Here is a 16,046-nt window from a genome sequence, read left to right on the forward strand (position 1 = left end):
TCGTCATCCTGACTTGCCTAGCGGCGCGATCCCGGCAAGCCCTGCTCCGTCTGACGCTGAAGCTGGTCGACCTGAATCTGCAGTTCGCGCAACTGCGCTTGCGCCTGGATCTTCTCGGCGTTGAGCGCGGCCGCGTTGCCCTGCACCTGGCGCTGGTAGTCGTCGACACGCGCCTGCTGCGTACGCGCGACGTCGAGATCGGCTTGAAGGCGGCGGGCGCGATCTTCGTTGATGGCAATGACCCGCTCGATAAAGGCCTTCTGCGCCTCGATCTGCATGCGGCGGATCTCGACTTCGGCAAGACGCTGGGTCTGCTGCACGAAGTTTGCATAGATCGATTCCGAGCGCGCTTCGTCCTGCGAACGAATCACGCGCCAGAAGTGCTTGTCCTGGAACAGCACCACGTAGTAAGTCATTTCGGGCGGGTAAAAGAATAGACTCGCCCCGTAACTGGCGTTGTACGTGGTACGCAGTTCGACCAGTTGCGCATCGTGGATGAGCTGCATCAGCGTGGCGACGTCGCCTTGCGAGGCTCCGGCCGATGCCTGGTCGTCAACCATGCCGGCTGGCGCGGTTGTACCCGCGGGCTGGGGCGTCAGGCTGCCAAGCGCGGGGCGGCTGCCCGCCACCGGCGCGGCGTCGCTTGCGGGCGCGCCGGCCCATGCGGGCGCGCCCTGTTGCAGGAGTGTTGAGACCGCAGCGGCCAGCAGGGCGCGCCGCAGCACAGAGGATTGCTTCATGACTACCTGTTCCGTTCAGGATTCCGAGTAACCGCTTATTATCGCCGCCCGAAAATCTCATAAACGTCGTTTAATTTCGGATAACAAAAGAACCTGCCAATGGCTTGTCCGAAATCACCTACTCAATCTTAGGAATTGTCGGAAGACTCGTACGAGAAAAAGAAAAAGGGGCTATCGCCCCTTTTTGCTGAAACGTACAACAGTCCTTCGTGAAAGCGTCAGAAGCGCGTCTCGCGCGCCGAACGCAGGAAGTTATCGAGCAACGGCGTGCAGTCGAGCAATTCGGGGCCGCCTGCGCGATGAAACTCCGGGTGCCATTGCACGCCGACGACGAACGGGGCACGCCGGTAACGCACCGCTTCGATCAGGCCATCGCCCGCAGAAACCGCTTCGACGGTGAGATCGCGGCCAAGCGTCTTCACCGCCTGGTGATGGATCGAGTTGACGATGGCTTCGCGCCGCCCCGGGAACATGCTCGCCAGCGACGAGCCCTCCGGGAAAGTAATCGCGTGGCGGTGCTGGTCGTAATGCTCGCTAACGTGCACGCCGGCCGTCGGCACATCGCTGGCGATGTCCTGATACAGCGTGCCGCCAAACGCGACATTGATCAGCTGGCAACCGCGGCACACGCCAAGCACCGGCTTGCCCGATTCGACGAATTCGTGCAGCAGTTCCAGCTCGTACATGTCGCGCACGCGATCGCCGGGCCATTCCGGGCGCGGCGAGACTTCCGCATAAGTCTGCGGCGAGACGTCGGCGCCACCCTGGAGCAGCAGACCGTCGAGATGCTTCGCGTAGTCGCGCAGGCGGATATTGCTCGGGTGCAGCATGCCCTGATGGCCGACCGTCGGAATCATGAAGACGATCACGTCGCGCGACATGACCCAGTGCGCGATCGACTCCTCCAGGTACTGAAGCGTCTTGCCGCGCAGCCCTTGAGCGCCCGGTTCGGGGTGAAAGATGCGCGCCGATACGCCGATGCGCAACGTGCGTTGGGTGATGCGCTGGCCCGCGCGGTCGAACAGTTGGCGCGCGCGCGCCGCGATGATGCGTCCGAGCACCGACCAGGCGGAATCGCTCGGGCGCAGATAGCGCGGCGCTTCAGGCGGCAATGCGCCCGGCGGCGGCGGATTCTGCGCGGTGAAGTCAGGCGCCTGGCCGAAACCTGCGGGCGCGGCACCAGGACGCGTCGCGCCGCCCGTCTGCGGCGGCTTCGCCTGCGCGGCGGCTTCGGGCGCGGCGGGTTTTGCCTCGCTTGCGGTGGGCGCAGGCACGTCACGATCGGCATCGGCGGCGACTTCGATTGGCACCTGCGGTTTGCCGGCGCCAGTCGCTGCGGCTCTCGCCGCAGCTTCGGCCGCCTGGCGCTCGACGGCACGCCCGGCTTCCTCGCGGGCCTGTGCGGCTTCGGTTGCGGCAGCAGCGCCGGCAGATGCGACAGATGCGGCGGAAGGCGCAGCCTTTGAAGCTACCGGCTCCTCATCGATGCCGCCGCCGGAACTGTCGGCGCCTGCCGAGCCAGACGTCACGTTCGAGGCGCTATCCGGCGCGTCGGTCGACGCGCGCTGGGCGGACTCGCCGGAGCCAGTCGCCTGGCCAGCAGAGGGCGTTGAGGAAGCAGAAGAGGAAGGAGCAGTGCCGGAATCGGTGGAATCGGTGGAACGGGTGGATTCACTGGATCCGGCGGGACGGCCTGCGCCGTCGGGAACCTCGGGGCGGTCGGTCTTGTTGTCGCTCATGACGTGGGGTCGGGGCGCGCTACATCGTTGCAGGGCGCAAACGGATGAACAGGGTTTCGATTATGCGTCCCACTGCATAAGGCCGCCACCCATTTGCACAATTGCTCACATTCCGTCACATTGGCCGCGCCCGCGGGCCGCCGCCCCGTTTGGCCTCAATGCGGGTCCTGACGCTCGTCGAAAGTCTCGCGCAGCGCGATCTGCATGCTCGCGTGGATCTTCACGCACCAGCGCCAGAACAGCATCGTGAGCAGCGCCGCGCACACCAGTACGCCAATCAGAAAGCCCGTCGGCGGCAGGATCGTGCCCGAGAGTGCCGCCACCAGCACGAACACGCCGATCATCGACACAGCCGGCACCAGCTCGGCGATCGCATGGCGCAGCGCGCGCGTGAAGCGCCCGGCCTTCTCCGGCTGCACGCTCACCTCGGCGAGCAGCAGCGCAAGCGACTGGGTCTTGCGCCACACCGCCACGAGGAACGGCATGGCCAGCAGCAGCGCCGCGCTCCAGAGCACCACGCGCTGGATGCGTTCATCGGGCGCCCAGCTGGCGATGAACGGGGACGCGAAGCGCGCGCCGTACGAGACGCCGATAAAGATCGCCGACACCAGCGCCAGATTCACCGCGATCTGCAACACGATGCGCCGCGTGAGCGAAAACAGCGTCGGGGCGCCCTCGCCTTGCGAGCGCGGCATCAGGCAGCGCAGCCACTGGCTGTACATGCCGAACACGTTCGACACCGCGGGCGGCATGGCGCGCGCGAGGCGCTGCGAGAGCGGATCGGCGAAACGGATCAGATAGGGCGTGGTGAGCGTGGTGATGGCCGACACCGTCACGGCGATCGGATACAGAAAGCTGCTGGTTACTTTGAGCGTGAGCCCGAGCGAGGCGATGATGAACGAGAACTCGCCGATCTGCGACACCGTCATGCCCACGCGCATTGCCGTGCGGCCGTCGCGGCCCGCGAGGAAGGCGCCCAGACCGCACGACACCAGCTTGCCGAACACCACCGCCAGCGAAATCACCGCGATCGGCCAGGCGTAGTCGACCAGCACGAGCGGGTTGAGCATCAGGCCGATGGTCACGAAGAAGATCGCCGAAAACGCGTCGCGCAACGGCGCGACCAGATGCTCGATGCGTTCGAGATGGCGCGATTCGGCCATCACCGCGCCAATCAGAAACGCGCCCAGCGCGATCGAGTAATCGAGCTTGACGACCAGCAGGCAAAACGCAAAGCAGAAGCCCAGCACCGACACCAGCAGCATCTCGTCGCTGCCCACGCGCGCCACATAGCCGATCACGCGCGGCACCACCAGGATGCCCGCCAGCAGCGAAACCAGCATGAATAGCAGCAGCTTGCCGAGCGTGATGAGCGCAATGCCGGGCGACAGTTCGCCCGTTTGCGCGATGCCGCCGAGCAGCACCAGCATGGCGATGCCCAGGATGTCCTCGACGATCAGGATGCCGAACACGAGCTGCGCGAACGGTTCGCGCTTGACGCCCAGATCCGAGAGCGCCTTGACGATGATGGTGGTCGAGGAAATCGCGAGGATCGCGCCGAGGAACAGCGAATCCATCGCGGCCCAGCCAAACGCCCGGCCGATCTCGTAGCCGAGCCACAGCATCACCACGATTTCCGAAATGGCCGCGACGATCGCCGTCGCCCCCACCTGGAACAGCTTGCGCAGACTGAATTCAAGGCCGAGCGAGAACATCAGGAACACCACGCCCAGTTCGCCCATCGTCTGGATGGTCTGCTCGTCGTGGATCAGCTGGAACGGCGGCGTGTACGGCCCGATGATCACGCCCGCCGCGATATAGCCCAGCACCACCGGCTGCTTCAGGCGATGGAACAGCACGGTGACGATCCCGGCGATCGCCATCACGACTGCCAGATCCTGAATGAAGCCGATTCCCTGGTGCATAAGCCCAATTCCTTACAAAATGCTATCGAATAGCTGAATGTTACCCGATGATCCCGCCGCGCCAAATCGTCCGTGCAACAAAAAGCCGCCGTTCTACAATGATGTGTCCCCTGCGGTGCGAAATGCGCGTTCCTCTGCCCGAGGACTACGCCGCGCCGCCGCCCGTTTTCACGAACCGCTCCCCGCTGCCATGACCTCTAGCGCCGCCTCGATCCCCTTCCCGCCGCTCGCCCAACTGGCCGCCGATCTTGCTGCGGGCGCCACCACCAGCCGCGCGCTGGCCGAAACCGCGCTCGAACGCATCGCCGATCCGGCGGGCCAGGGCGCGACCGTCTTCACGCACGTCGATGCCGAACGCGTGCGCGCTGCCGCCGACGCGCACGACCGTTTGCGCGCGAGCGGCACGGTGCTCTCGCCGCTCGCGGGCATTCCGGTATCGGTCAAGGATCTGTTCGATGTGCAGGGCGAAGTCACGCGCGCGGGCTCTATGGCGCTCGCCAGCGCCGCCCCCGCCCGCGCCGACGCGTCCGTAGTCGCACGCCTGCGCCAGGCGGGCGCGGTGCTGGTGGGCCGCACCAATATGAGCGAGTTCGCGTTCTCGGGCCTTGGGCTCAATCCGCACTACGGCACGCCGCTTTCGCCGTGGCAGCGCGCTGTGAAGGGCGATCAGCGCGTCGCGGGCGGCTCGTCGTCGGGGGCGGCGGCTTCGGTCGCGGACGGCATGGCCGCCGTCGCGCTCGGCACCGATACCGGCGGCTCGATCCGCATTCCCGCCGCGTTCTGCGGCCTGACCGGCTTCAAGCCGACCGCCGCGCGCATCCCGAAGACGGGCGGCGTGCCGCTCTCCCCGACGCTCGATTCGTTCGGTCCGATCGGCATTACGGTGGCGTGCTGCGCGCTGCTCGACCGCCTCCTCGCGGGCCTTGCGCCGCAAGTGCCGGCGGCGCGCCATCTGGAAGGCGTGCGGATCGGCGTGCTGACGAATTACGTGACCGACGGCGTTGACCCCGACGTGGCCGACACCATCGACACCGCGCTCAAACATCTCGACGCCGCGGGCGCAATCGTCAATGAAGTACGTTTTTCGGCATTCGAGCGCCTGGGTGGGATCAATCGCATCGGCTTTTCGTCGATGGAGGCTTATACGTGGCATCGCGCATTGATCGCCGAACATCGCGACCAGTACGATCCGCGCGTGCTCGTGCGCATCCTCAAGGGCGAGCCCGCGAGCGCCGCCGATTATCTCGACCTCGTCGCCGCGCGCGCGGCCGTGATGGAGGAAGCGCAGGCGGCACTCTGGTCGCGCTTCGATGTCGTGATCGCGCCGACGGTGCCGATCGTCCCGCCCGCACTCGCCCCGCTCGCCGCCGATGACGATGTCTTCGCGCGCACCAACGCGCTCGTGCTGCGCAATCCCAGCGCCTTCAATTTCCTCGATGCCTGCGCGCTCTCGCTGCCGGTGCACCGGCACGGCGCGGCACCGGTCGGGCTGATGCTGGCCGCCGCCCCTTACGCCGACGACGCGCTGCTGGCGATCGGACGCGGCGTGGAGGCCGTGCTCGCGCCGCTGCGCTAGGCAGTTGGCGCAGGCTGCGGGCGCTCGCTGTGCACTTTCTCGCGATGCCCGGCCTTCGCGCTAGAATCCGGGGCACGCCGTTGCAGCCGCCCCGCGAGTGCCGCTGCGCCTCCAACCCGAAGAAAACAAAACCACATGAACGACGATAACGCGCTATTGCGCCGCGAACGCAGCCTGCTGGTCCTTCTCGGCATCATCTGCCTCGCGCTGCTGGGCGGCGCGCTCTACATGCAGTACGCCGAACGCCAGGACCCATGCCCGCTGTGTATCCTGACGCGCTATTTCTTCATTCTGATCGCCGTTTTCGCGTTCCTTGGCGCGCGTTTCACGAGTTGGCGCGGCGTGCGCGCGCTCGAAGGGCTGATCGTGATTTCGGCGGTGGGCGGCATCGTCGCCTCCGCGAAACTCGCGTGGGTGCAGGCGTTCCCGAGCTTCAGCTGCGGCTTCGATACGCTGCAGCCCATTGTCGATGCCCTGCCGCCCGCGCACTGGCTGCCGGGCGTCTTCAAGGTTCAGGGTCTGTGCGAAACCACCTATCCGCCGATCCTCGGCCTTACGCTGCCGCTCTGGTCCGTGGTCGCGTTCGTCGTGGTGTTCGTTGCGGTACTGGCGAGTCTGTGGCGTAACCGTCGCCGTCAGGTGTCGTGGCCCGGCATTCGCCGTTAAGCGCAGCCCGATTGCTCCAGCCCCGCTCCAGCGCCGCTCCATCAGCGAGCGGCGCCGCCCGCTCCCAGCCCGCCTCCTGCTCTCCCCCCGTTTTCCTGTAGTCTTTTTGCTTACGTGGGGCCGGATCAATCCATGGTCCGGTCATGGCCGCCGTCACATGACCTCCATTATTCGCAGGGAATAGTTTCCTGGCTCTGTCAGTGTTACATTCGCAACTGGATGGCGATCTACGTGCGCGAGGCCGGCTTGGGCTCGCCTTGGCTCCCCTGCGTAACGCGCGCCTGATCCGCAATGTCTCCTGGGTTTCACATGACAACGCAAACCATCCGATCCGTCCCTCGTGGCGTCGTGCATGACTTTCATGACGCGCCCATCGCAAGTCGCCAGCGCCTGGCGTTCGCGCCCATCCAGCCTCTGCCTGCCATCGACCAGCGCGTGCGCCCCGCGCGCAGCGTTGTGAGCGGCTGCGCCTTCCTGGCCGCCGCGTAGGAGAACCGCCGATGCAAGCCTGGGTCACCGATCTTCAGCAACTGCTCGCGCATGGCGACGCCGCCGTGCTCGTCACAGTGGCGCGTGCCGAGGGCTCGGTGCCGCGCGAGGCCGGCACGAAGATGATCGTCACGCGCGAATCCGCGCGTCACACCATCGGCGGCGGCCATCTCGAATGGAAAGCCATTGAAATCGCGCGCCAGGTGCTGCGCGACGGCATGCGAATGTCGCACGCGAGGCGTCTGGAGCGCCTGTCGCTTGGTCCGAGCCTGGGCCAGTGCTGCGGCGGCGCGGTCGTACTCGCGTTCGAGCGACTCGATGTGGCCGATCTTGGCTGGCTTGCGACGCTGTCGCGCCGGCTCGCCGCAGGCGCGTCGACCGTTCGTAGCGTATCATTCCGCTCCTCGCGGAATGGGGCCGCTTCCAGCACGTCCAGCGATGCCGACGCGGGAGCCGTCATGCTCTCGGAACCGGAGCCGGGCGTCGAATCTCCCGACTGCCTGCTCTGGGAGATTGGCAGCGACGGCGTCGCAGGTACGACCGGCGGCGATGCCACGCTGCTGCTCACCGAAACCATCGCGCCAAACGATTTTCCCGTCGTGCTGTTCGGCGCGGGGCATGTGAGCGCGGCGCTGGTGCGCGTGCTCGGCACCTTGCCCTGCCGGGTGCGCTGGGTCGACGGGCGCGACGCCGCGTTTCCCTCGCCGGTCGAATTCGCCGCGCTCGGTGCGTCCAATGTCGCAATCGACGCCAGCGATGCGCCCGACGAGGCCGTCGAAGCCGCGCCGCCAGGCAGCAGCTTCATCGTGATGACGCACGATCACGCCCACGATCTCGATCTCGCCGAACGCATCCTGCGCCGCGGCGACTTCGTGTTCTTCGGCATGATCGGCTCGCTCAGCAAGCGCCAGCAATTCGAGCACCGGCTCGCCGCGCGCGGCATCGACCCGATGCAGATCGCGCGCATGAACTGCCCGCTCGGCGTGGACGGCATCGTCGACAAGTCGCCCGAGGTGATCGCGATTTCGGCCGCCGCCCAGTTGCTGCAGGCGGTCGAGGCCGCGAGCGTCAACGCACAGGCGCATGCCCATGGGCATGCGTCAACCGCCCTGCCCCATTGCGCGTGATGTCACCCATAGAACATCTTGACCGACCAGATCATGACCATCACGACTAATCCGCTTGTCCAGAAAGCCTTCGGCGCGCCCAAGTCCGAGCTTCATATCCATATCGAAGGCTCGCTCGAACCTGAACTGATTTTCGCGCTCGCCCAGCGCAACAACGTCACGCTCGCCTACGAGTCGATCGAGGCATTGCGCGCAGCCTACGCGTTCACCGATCTGCAATCGTTCCTCGACATCTACTACGCGGGCGCGAGCGTCCTGCTGCACGAGCAGGACTTTTACGACATGACGATGGCCTACTGCGAGCGCGCGCTCGCGGACAACGTCGTGCACACCGAAATTTTCTTCGATCCGCAGACGCACACCGAGCGCGGCGTATCGATCGACACCGTGGTCGCCGGCATCGACCGCGCGCTCGCCGACGCCGAAAAGCGCGGCCTCACCAGCAAGCTGATCCTGTGTTTCCTGCGCCATCTGAGCGAAGAAGACGCACTCGCCACGTGGGAAGCCGCGCTGCCGGTTTTCGATCGCTATCCGCGCATGATCGGCGTGGGTCTGGATTCGTCCGAGCGCGGCCATCCGCCTTCGAAGTTCGAACGCGTGTTCGAGAAGGCGCGCGCCAAGGGTCTCAAGCTCGTCGCGCATGCCGGCGAGGAAGGCCCGCCGGCCTATATCTACGAAGCGCTCGATCTGCTCAAGGTCGATCGCGTCGATCACGGCGTGCGCAGCATCGAGGACCCGGCGCTCGTCGCACGCCTGGCGGATTCGCGCGTCGCGCTGACCGTCTGCCCGCTGTCGAACACCAAGCTCTGCGTGTTCGACGACATGACCCAGCACACGCTCAAGCAGCTGCTGGATCAAGGCATCGCGGTGACGATCAATTCCGACGATCCTGCCTACTTCGGCGGCTACGTCAACGAGAACTACAGCGCGATCATCGAAGCGCTCAAGCTCGACGATAAAGAGGTGTACACGGTTCTGCGCAATGGCTTCGAGGCGTCGTTCGTGACGCCGCAAGAGCGCGCCGCACTGATCGCGAAGCTCGATCAGTACTGGAGCGCAGCGGCTTAATACGCGCAGGACGTTTTAGCCCGGGCTTTCCCCCATTACGGTCCCACGCGCATGCGTCGGGCCGGGGGATCGCTCGCGCCCAATTTTTGCGCGCCGCGTTTTCGGGAGCGGCGCGTGCAGCGCGCGCCAGCCATCAGGCGCGTGAGCATCCTGCGCCTGCATACCTGAAAATTTTGGAGACGATGTTCCCATGACTCAATCGGCTTTTCGCGCACAACTCCTGACGTTTAACGGCGACCCCGCGCAGTCGCCCGATGCGGCCCGGTTCTTCGATGACGGCGTCGTGATCGTCGAGGATGGCCGCGTCAGCGCGAGCGGCGCCTGGTCGGCGCTCAAGGACCGCTTGCACGAAGGCGCGCTGGTGCACGACCTACGCGACAAGCTGATCGTGCCGGGCTTCATCGATACGCACATCCACTACCCGCAGACCGACATGATCGCGTCGCCCGCGCCGGGACTGCTGCCGTGGCTCGAAACCTATACGTTCCCGACCGAGCGCGGCTTCGAAAACGAGGCACTCGCGCAGGACACGGCAAACTTTTTCGTCGACGAACTGCTCAAGAGCGGCACCACCACGGCGCTGGTCTACTGCACCGTGCACAAGCAATCCGCCGATGCGCTCTTCACGGCGAGCGAGGCGAAAAATCTGCGCATGGTCGCAGGCAAGGTGCTGATGGACCGCCACTGCCCCGAGTTCCTGCGCGACACAGCGCAGAGCGGCTACGACGACAGCGCCGAGCTGATCGGCCGCTGGCACAACAAGGGCCGCCAGATGTACGCGCTCACGCCGCGTTTCGCGCCCACCTCGACCGAGGCGCAGCTCGAAGCCTGCGAGGCGCTCGCCAGGGCGCACGGCGACATCTTCATCCAGAGCCACGTCGCTGAAAATCTCGACGAGGTGAAGTGGGTCAAGGAACTGTTCCCGCGCCAGCGCAGCTATCTGGACGTCTACGATCACTACGGACTCCTGCGTCGTCGCGCGGTGTACGGCCACTGCATCTGGCTCGACGAGGAAGACCGCCAGCGCATGGCGCAAACCGGCGCCGTCGCGGCGCACTGCCCGACCTCGAACCTGTTCCTTGGCAGCGGCCTGTTCGACTTCGACAAGGCCAGCGAGTCGCAGATGCCCGTGACGCTCGCCACCGACGTGGGCGGGGGCACCTCGTTCTCGATGCTGCAAACGATGAACGAGGCGCACAAGGTCGCGCGCATGGGCGGCCATCACCTGACGGCTACGCGCATGTTCTGGCTCGCGACGGCGGGCGCCGCGCAGGCGCTCGATCTCGCCGACAAGATCGGCACCCTCGCGCCGCAATCGGAAGCCGACTTCGTCGTGCTCGACCCGAAGGCCACGCCGCTGCTGGCGCGCCGCACTGCGCGCGCGGAATCGCTCGAAGAACTGCTGTTCGCATTCGCCCTGCTCGGCGACGATCGCGCCGTGTTCGAGACCTATGCGGCGGGTGCGCGCGTGCATAGCCGCGAAGCGGCTTAAGAACGCGCCAGAAACACGCGCCAGAAACGCTCGGCTCAAAAGCAAAGCGCGCCGGACCGCTTGGTCCGGCGCGCTTTTTGTCGCCAGGTTGCCGCTTATTTTGCAGGCGCGGCGGCGGCAGACGGCGGCATCGGCGCGGCCGGTGCCGCAGGTGCCGCAGGTGCAAAACCCGGCGCTTCATTCGACGCCCCGCCGTTCTTGTCGAGCGGCAGTTTCACCTGCGTCACCGTGCCGTTCTGCAACGGGAAATTGGCCAGTGCGCTGCGCACCAGATAAGGCATCACGCGCACGAGCGAAGGATCGTCGCCCGAGGCACGCGCGGAGACGTTATAGAGTTCCTTGCCGGAGGCTTTGTCCGTGATGCGGATCGCAAGCACGTGCGAATAGACCGGATAGCTCTGGTTCACATAGGCCGGGCCGTACGGACCCCACGGGCCCCACGGATTGAACGGCCCCCAGTAAGGGCTCGGCCACGGGTTGTAGAACACGGGCTGGGCGACCGTCACCGTGTCCATGCGGCTGCCATAGGCAAGACCCACGAGATAGTGAGCCTTCGCATCGGGCACCTGATGGAACGCCTGGGTCGAAAGGCCATCGGCGACCAGGTTTTCGTAGGTCGATTGTTCGATGCTGTGCTGCTGGTCGGGGTTGCGCGTGAACGCATAGGTGCGCGTGGCGTCGCTGCCGCCGTCCCACGCAGAGAACGCCGTCACCTGGCTGGTCACGTAGGTAGTGCAGCCGGACAGCGTCACGGCAAGCGCGGCCAGCATCAGCAGGGCGCGGCGGGTCCATCGGTCGGGCATCATGGTCTTCTCTTGCAATCTTGCCAGTGGTGGTGAAAGCGCAGTCGGGGGGCCGCTCCTTCATCCTTTGGTTACGACAGATACGAATCTGCCACGGCGTTTATTCCCTCGCACGGGCATCGTCGTGTGATTTTTTGTGCGCCTTCCGGCGCGATTCCTCCGCGCTCCGAACGGCTTCGCAGGCATGCGCGATGCGATGCGGCAGGCCCGATCATACTGACTCGCGCGGCGGCGTGAAAGTTCTCGCCCCCCCACAGCCCACACAACCGCCCTCCACCCGCCCTGCATTTGCCCTGCGTTCGCCCTGATTCCACCCCGCATCGCGCGCGAGCACCCTCCGGACAAGCCGCCCGCGCCTTTGTACAATGGGACGACCGGGCGCCCGCAGCAGCACGATCTGGCGGCCCCCGATTCCGACGACCCGAAGTTTCCCCGCACGAGACCATGTCCGATACCGCTACGCCTACCGTGATACGCCGCGAAGACTACGCGCCGCCCGCCTTCCTGATCGATACCGTCGATCTAGAATTCGATCTCGTGCCCGAGCGCACCATTGTCAAAAGCACGCTGGTCGTGCGCCGCAACCCGGACGCCCGTCATAGCGCGCACCTTGAGTTGATGGGCGAGCAACTGGAATTCATCGGCGCGGCCATCGACGGCCAGCCCTGGGAGCAGGTGCGCGCGCACGAGCACGGGCTGACGGTCGAAAACGTGCCCGACGCCTTCACGCTCACGCTCACCGGCGCATGCGACCCGGCCGCGAACACCACGCTCTCCGGCCTGTATGTGTCGAGCGGCAACTTCTTCACCCAGTGCGAAGCCGAAGGTTTTCGCCGCATCACCTGGTTCCTCGACCGCCCGGACGTCATGTCCACCTACACGGTCACGCTGCGCGCAGACAAGATCTCGTACCCCGTGCTGCTCTCGAACGGCAACCTGATCGCCGAAGGCGATCTGCCCGACGGTCGCCATTATGCGAAATGGGAAGACCCGTTCCGCAAGCCGAGCTATCTGTTCGCGCTGGTCGCGGGCAAGCTGGTGGCGCTCGAAGAGCGCATCAAGAGCGGTTCGGGCAAGGAAAAGCTGCTGCAGGTGTGGGTCGAACCGCACGACCTCGACAAGACGCGTCACGCGATGGACTCGCTGATCCACTCGATCCGCTGGGACGAGCAGCGTTTCGGCCTCGAACTCGATCTCGACCGCTTCATGATCGTCGCCGTGAGCGACTTCAATATGGGCGCGATGGAGAACAAGGGGCTCAACATCTTCAACACGAAGTACGTGCTGGCGAACCCCGAAACGGCCACCGACGTCGACTTCGCCAACATCGAAGCCGTGGTCGGCCACGAGTATTTCCACAACTGGACCGGCAACCGCGTGACCTGCCGCGACTGGTTCCAGCTGAGCCTGAAGGAAGGCTTGACGGTGTTCCGCGACCAGGAATTCTCGGCGGCGATGTCGGGCGGCGATGAAAACGAAGCCGCACGCGCCACCAAGCGTATCGAGGACGTGCGCGTACTGCGCCAGATGCAGTTCGCCGAAGACGCGGGCCCGATGGCGCATCCTGTGCGTCCTGAAAGCTACGTCGAGATCAACAACTTCTACACGATGACGGTCTACGAGAAAGGCTCGGAAGTCGTGCGGATGTATCAGACGCTGTTTGGCCGCGACGGCTTCCGCAAGGGCATGGATCTTTACTTCCAGCGCCACGACGGTCAAGCCGTGACCTGCGACGATTTCCGCGCCGCGATGGCCGATGCCAATGGCCGCGATCTCGCGCAGTTCGAGCGCTGGTACAGCCAGGCGGGCACGCCGCGCGTGAGCGTGACGACGCAATACGACGCCGCCGCGAAGCGCTATAGCGTGACGCTTTCGCAGGGCTATGCGAATGGTTCGGCGGCCGCGCGCGAAACGCAGAAGGGACCGCTGCTGATTCCGTTCGCGATCGGTCTGATCGGCCCGGACGGCCGCGATCTGCCGCTCAAGCTCGAAGGCGAAAGCGCATCGCACGGCACGACGCGCGTGCTCGAAGTGACCGAAACGCAGCAGACTTTCACCTTCGTCGATGTCGAAGCGAAGCCCCTGCCTTCGCTCCTGCGCACCTTCTCTGCGCCGGCGATCGTTGAGTACGACTACGGCAACGACGAACTGGCCTTTCTGCTCGCGCACGACAGCGATCCGTTCAACCGATGGGAAGCGGGTCAGCGCCTCGCCACGCGCGAACTGCTCGCCCTGGCCACGCGTGCGTCCGCGGCTCAGCCGCTCGAAGCCAACGATGCGCTCGTGCAGGCCTTAAGCCGCGTGCTGACCGATACTTCGCTGTCGCCGTCCTTCCGCGAACTTGCGCTGATGCTGCCGTCGGAAACCTATCTGGCCGAGCAGATGGCGGAATCGGATCCGGCCGCCGTGCACGCCGCGCGCCAGTTCGTGCGCAAGCGTCTGGCGACGGCGCTCAAGGCCGAATGGCTGGCCGCCTACCAGGCGAACCTCACGCCGGGCGCCTATGAGCCGACGCCCGAGGCCGCCGGTCGCCGCGGTCTGAAGAACCTCGCGCTCTCGTACCTCAGCGAGCTCGACGATCCCACCGATGCCGTGCGCCTCGCCACCGCCCAGTACGACGCCGCCAACAACATGACCGATCGTGCGGCGGCGCTGTCGGCGCTGATGAACGCCTCGGCGGCCACGGGCGCCGGTTACGCGAAGCACGCGCTCGAAGACTTCTACGCGCGCTTCGAGAAAGAGCCGCTCGTGATCGACAAGTGGTTCTCGCTGCAGGCCACGCAGCGCGGCACGGCGCAGCGTCCGGTGATCGACACGGTGCGCGCGCTGATGCGCCATCCGGCCTTCAATCTGAAGAATCCGAACCGCGCGCGCTCGCTGATTTTCAGCTTCTGCGCGGCCAATCCGGCGCAATTCCACGCGGCGGACGGTTCGGGCTACGCGTTCTGGGCCGAACAGGTGATCGCGCTCGATGCCATCAATCCGCAGGTCGCCGCGCGTCTGGCGCGCAACCTCGAACTGTGGCGCCGCTTCACGCCCGCCCTGCGCGACAAGATGCGCGCCGCGCTCGAACAGGTCGCCGCACGCGTGAAGTCGCGCGACGTGCGTGAGATCGTGGAAAAAGCGTTGGCCTGATGATGCGCTGACGCGCGAGGCATACTGAAATCTGCCGGTTCGGCGAAGTTCGTCGGACCGGCTTTTTTTCGCGGTTTTTTTCGAATATTTTTCCTCGGATCGCCGTCGCCAACATGCCTGCGCAGCACGCCAGGCCGCGCGCCGACGGCTTTTTTACAGCGTTGCGCAGCGGGCAGTCACAGCCCAGCGGGTAGAATTGCGCTATTCCCCAAGCTCCCCGGAGTAATGCAATGGCTTTGCACCGTCGTACCACTCTCACGAAATACCTGATCGAGCAGCAGCGCGAACACAAGAACCTGCCCGCCGATCTGCGTCTGTTGATCGAAGTCGTCGCCCGCGCGTGCAAGGCGATCAGCTTCAACGTCAGCAAGGGCGCGCTCGGCGATGCGCTGGGCACCGCCGGCAGCGAGAACGTCCAGGGCGAAGTGCAGAAGAACCTCGACATCCTGTCGAACGAAATCCTGCTCGACGCTAACGAATGGGGCGGCAACCTCGCGGCGATGGCTTCCGAGGAAATGGAAACCTTCTTCCCGATCCCGGCCAACTATCCGAAGGGTGAATACCTGCTGGTGTTCGATCCGCTCGACGGCTCGTCGAACATCGACGTGAACGTGTCGATCGGCACGATCTTCTCGGTGCTGCGTTGCCCGGACGGCAAGCAAGCCACCGAAGAATCGTTCCTGCAGCCGGGCACGAAACAGGTTGCAGCCGGTTACGCCGTGTATGGTCCGCAAACCGTGCTCGTGCTCACGACCGGTAACGGCGTGAACTGCTTCACGCTCGATCGCGAACTGGGTTCGTGGGTGCTCACGCAGAGCAACATGCGCATTCCGGAAGACACGCGCGAATATGCCATCAACGCCTCGAACGCGCGCCACTGGTACGAGCCAGTGCAGAAGTACGTCGGCGAATTGAATGAAGGCAAGGACGGCCCGCGCGGCGAAAACTTCAACATGCGCTGGATCGCTTCCATGGTCGCGGACGTGCACCGCATCCTGAATCGCGGCGGCATCTTCATGTACCCGGCCGACAAGCGTGATCCGTCCAAGCCGGGCAAGCTGCGTCTGATGTACGAAGCGAATCCGATGTCGTTTATCGTCGAGCAGGCAGGCGGCGTGGCGACCAACGGCGAAGGCCGCATTCTCGACATCCAGCCGACCAGCCTGCATGAGCGTGTCGCGGTGTTCCTCGGCTCGAAGAACGAGGTCGAGCGTGTCACCCGCTATCATCACGAAGCAAAAAAATAAAAAAGATGCAGAAAGTTCTTGCGTTCTTCTGAGCACTTT

Annotated in this window: 11 protein-coding genes; 7 read left to right on the forward strand and 4 right to left on the reverse strand. The window is 65.3% G+C overall.

The genetic code is table 11. From position 1 onward, the window contains the following. Positions 1 to 17 precede the first annotated feature (17 nt). From F4827_RS01180 to F4827_RS01190, 3 genes are all read right to left on the reverse strand, one after another. On the reverse strand, positions 18 to 740 hold the full coding sequence (locus F4827_RS01180) for a DUF2968 domain-containing protein (RefSeq protein ID WP_183720693.1): 723 nt from the start codon (positions 738 to 740) through the stop codon (positions 18 to 20). A 218-nt stretch (positions 741 to 958) separates the two neighbouring features. Continuing rightward, entirely contained in the window at positions 959 to 2,479 is a 1,521-nt protein-coding gene (locus tag F4827_RS01185; RefSeq protein WP_183720690.1) for a gamma-glutamyl-gamma-aminobutyrate hydrolase family protein, read from the reverse strand. Between the two features lie 155 nt (positions 2,480 to 2,634). Then, positions 2,635 to 4,404 (reverse strand): cation:proton antiporter, encoded by a 1,770-nt coding sequence (locus F4827_RS01190; protein WP_183720687.1) that lies wholly within the window; start codon positions 4,402 to 4,404, stop codon positions 2,635 to 2,637. A 190-nt stretch (positions 4,405 to 4,594) separates the two neighbouring features. Between F4827_RS01190 and F4827_RS01195 the strand changes: the two genes are divergently transcribed. The 5 genes from F4827_RS01195 to guaD all read left to right on the forward strand — a co-directional run bounded on the left by F4827_RS01195 (position 4,595) and on the right by guaD (position 10,822). Continuing rightward, entirely contained in the window at positions 4,595 to 5,980 is a 1,386-nt protein-coding gene (locus F4827_RS01195) for an amidase (RefSeq protein ID WP_183720684.1), read from the forward strand. A 135-nt stretch (positions 5,981 to 6,115) separates the two neighbouring features. After that, a complete protein-coding gene (locus F4827_RS01200; protein WP_183720681.1) occupies positions 6,116 to 6,646 on the forward strand; it encodes a disulfide bond formation protein B in 531 nt (176 codons plus the stop codon). Between the two features lie 500 nt (positions 6,647 to 7,146). Beyond that, positions 7,147 to 8,262, forward strand: coding sequence for a xanthine dehydrogenase accessory protein XdhC (gene xdhC / locus F4827_RS01205; RefSeq protein ID WP_183720678.1), 1,116 nt, complete (start codon positions 7,147 to 7,149; stop codon positions 8,260 to 8,262). Between the two features lie 33 nt (positions 8,263 to 8,295). Further along, positions 8,296 to 9,330 carry an adenosine deaminase gene (locus tag F4827_RS01210; protein WP_183720674.1) on the forward strand — a complete coding sequence of 345 codons (1,035 nt, stop codon included), beginning with the start codon at positions 8,296 to 8,298 and terminating at the stop codon, positions 9,328 to 9,330. Between the two features lie 190 nt (positions 9,331 to 9,520). Next, on the forward strand, positions 9,521 to 10,822 hold the full coding sequence (gene guaD, locus F4827_RS01215; RefSeq protein ID WP_183720671.1) for a guanine deaminase: 1,302 nt from the start codon (positions 9,521 to 9,523) through the stop codon (positions 10,820 to 10,822). 95 nt (positions 10,823 to 10,917) lie between these two features. Here the strand turns inward: guaD and F4827_RS01220 are convergent, their stop codons facing one another. After that, positions 10,918 to 11,628 (reverse strand): DUF4136 domain-containing protein, encoded by a 711-nt coding sequence (locus tag F4827_RS01220; RefSeq protein WP_183720668.1) that lies wholly within the window; start codon positions 11,626 to 11,628, stop codon positions 10,918 to 10,920. A gap of 441 nt (positions 11,629 to 12,069) precedes the next feature. Between F4827_RS01220 and pepN the strand changes: the two genes are divergently transcribed. Beyond that, entirely contained in the window at positions 12,070 to 14,760 is a 2,691-nt protein-coding gene (gene pepN / locus F4827_RS01225; RefSeq protein ID WP_183720665.1) for an aminopeptidase N, read from the forward strand. 230 nt (positions 14,761 to 14,990) lie between these two features. Further along, positions 14,991 to 16,007, forward strand: a complete 1,017-nt coding sequence (locus tag F4827_RS01230; RefSeq protein ID WP_183720662.1) for a class 1 fructose-bisphosphatase — start codon at positions 14,991 to 14,993, stop codon at positions 16,005 to 16,007. The last annotated feature ends 39 nt before the right edge of the window (positions 16,008 to 16,046 follow it).

The sequence above is a fragment of the Paraburkholderia bannensis genome (assembly GCF_014200455.1).
Lineage (GTDB): Bacteria > Pseudomonadota > Gammaproteobacteria > Burkholderiales > Burkholderiaceae > Paraburkholderia > Paraburkholderia bannensis_A.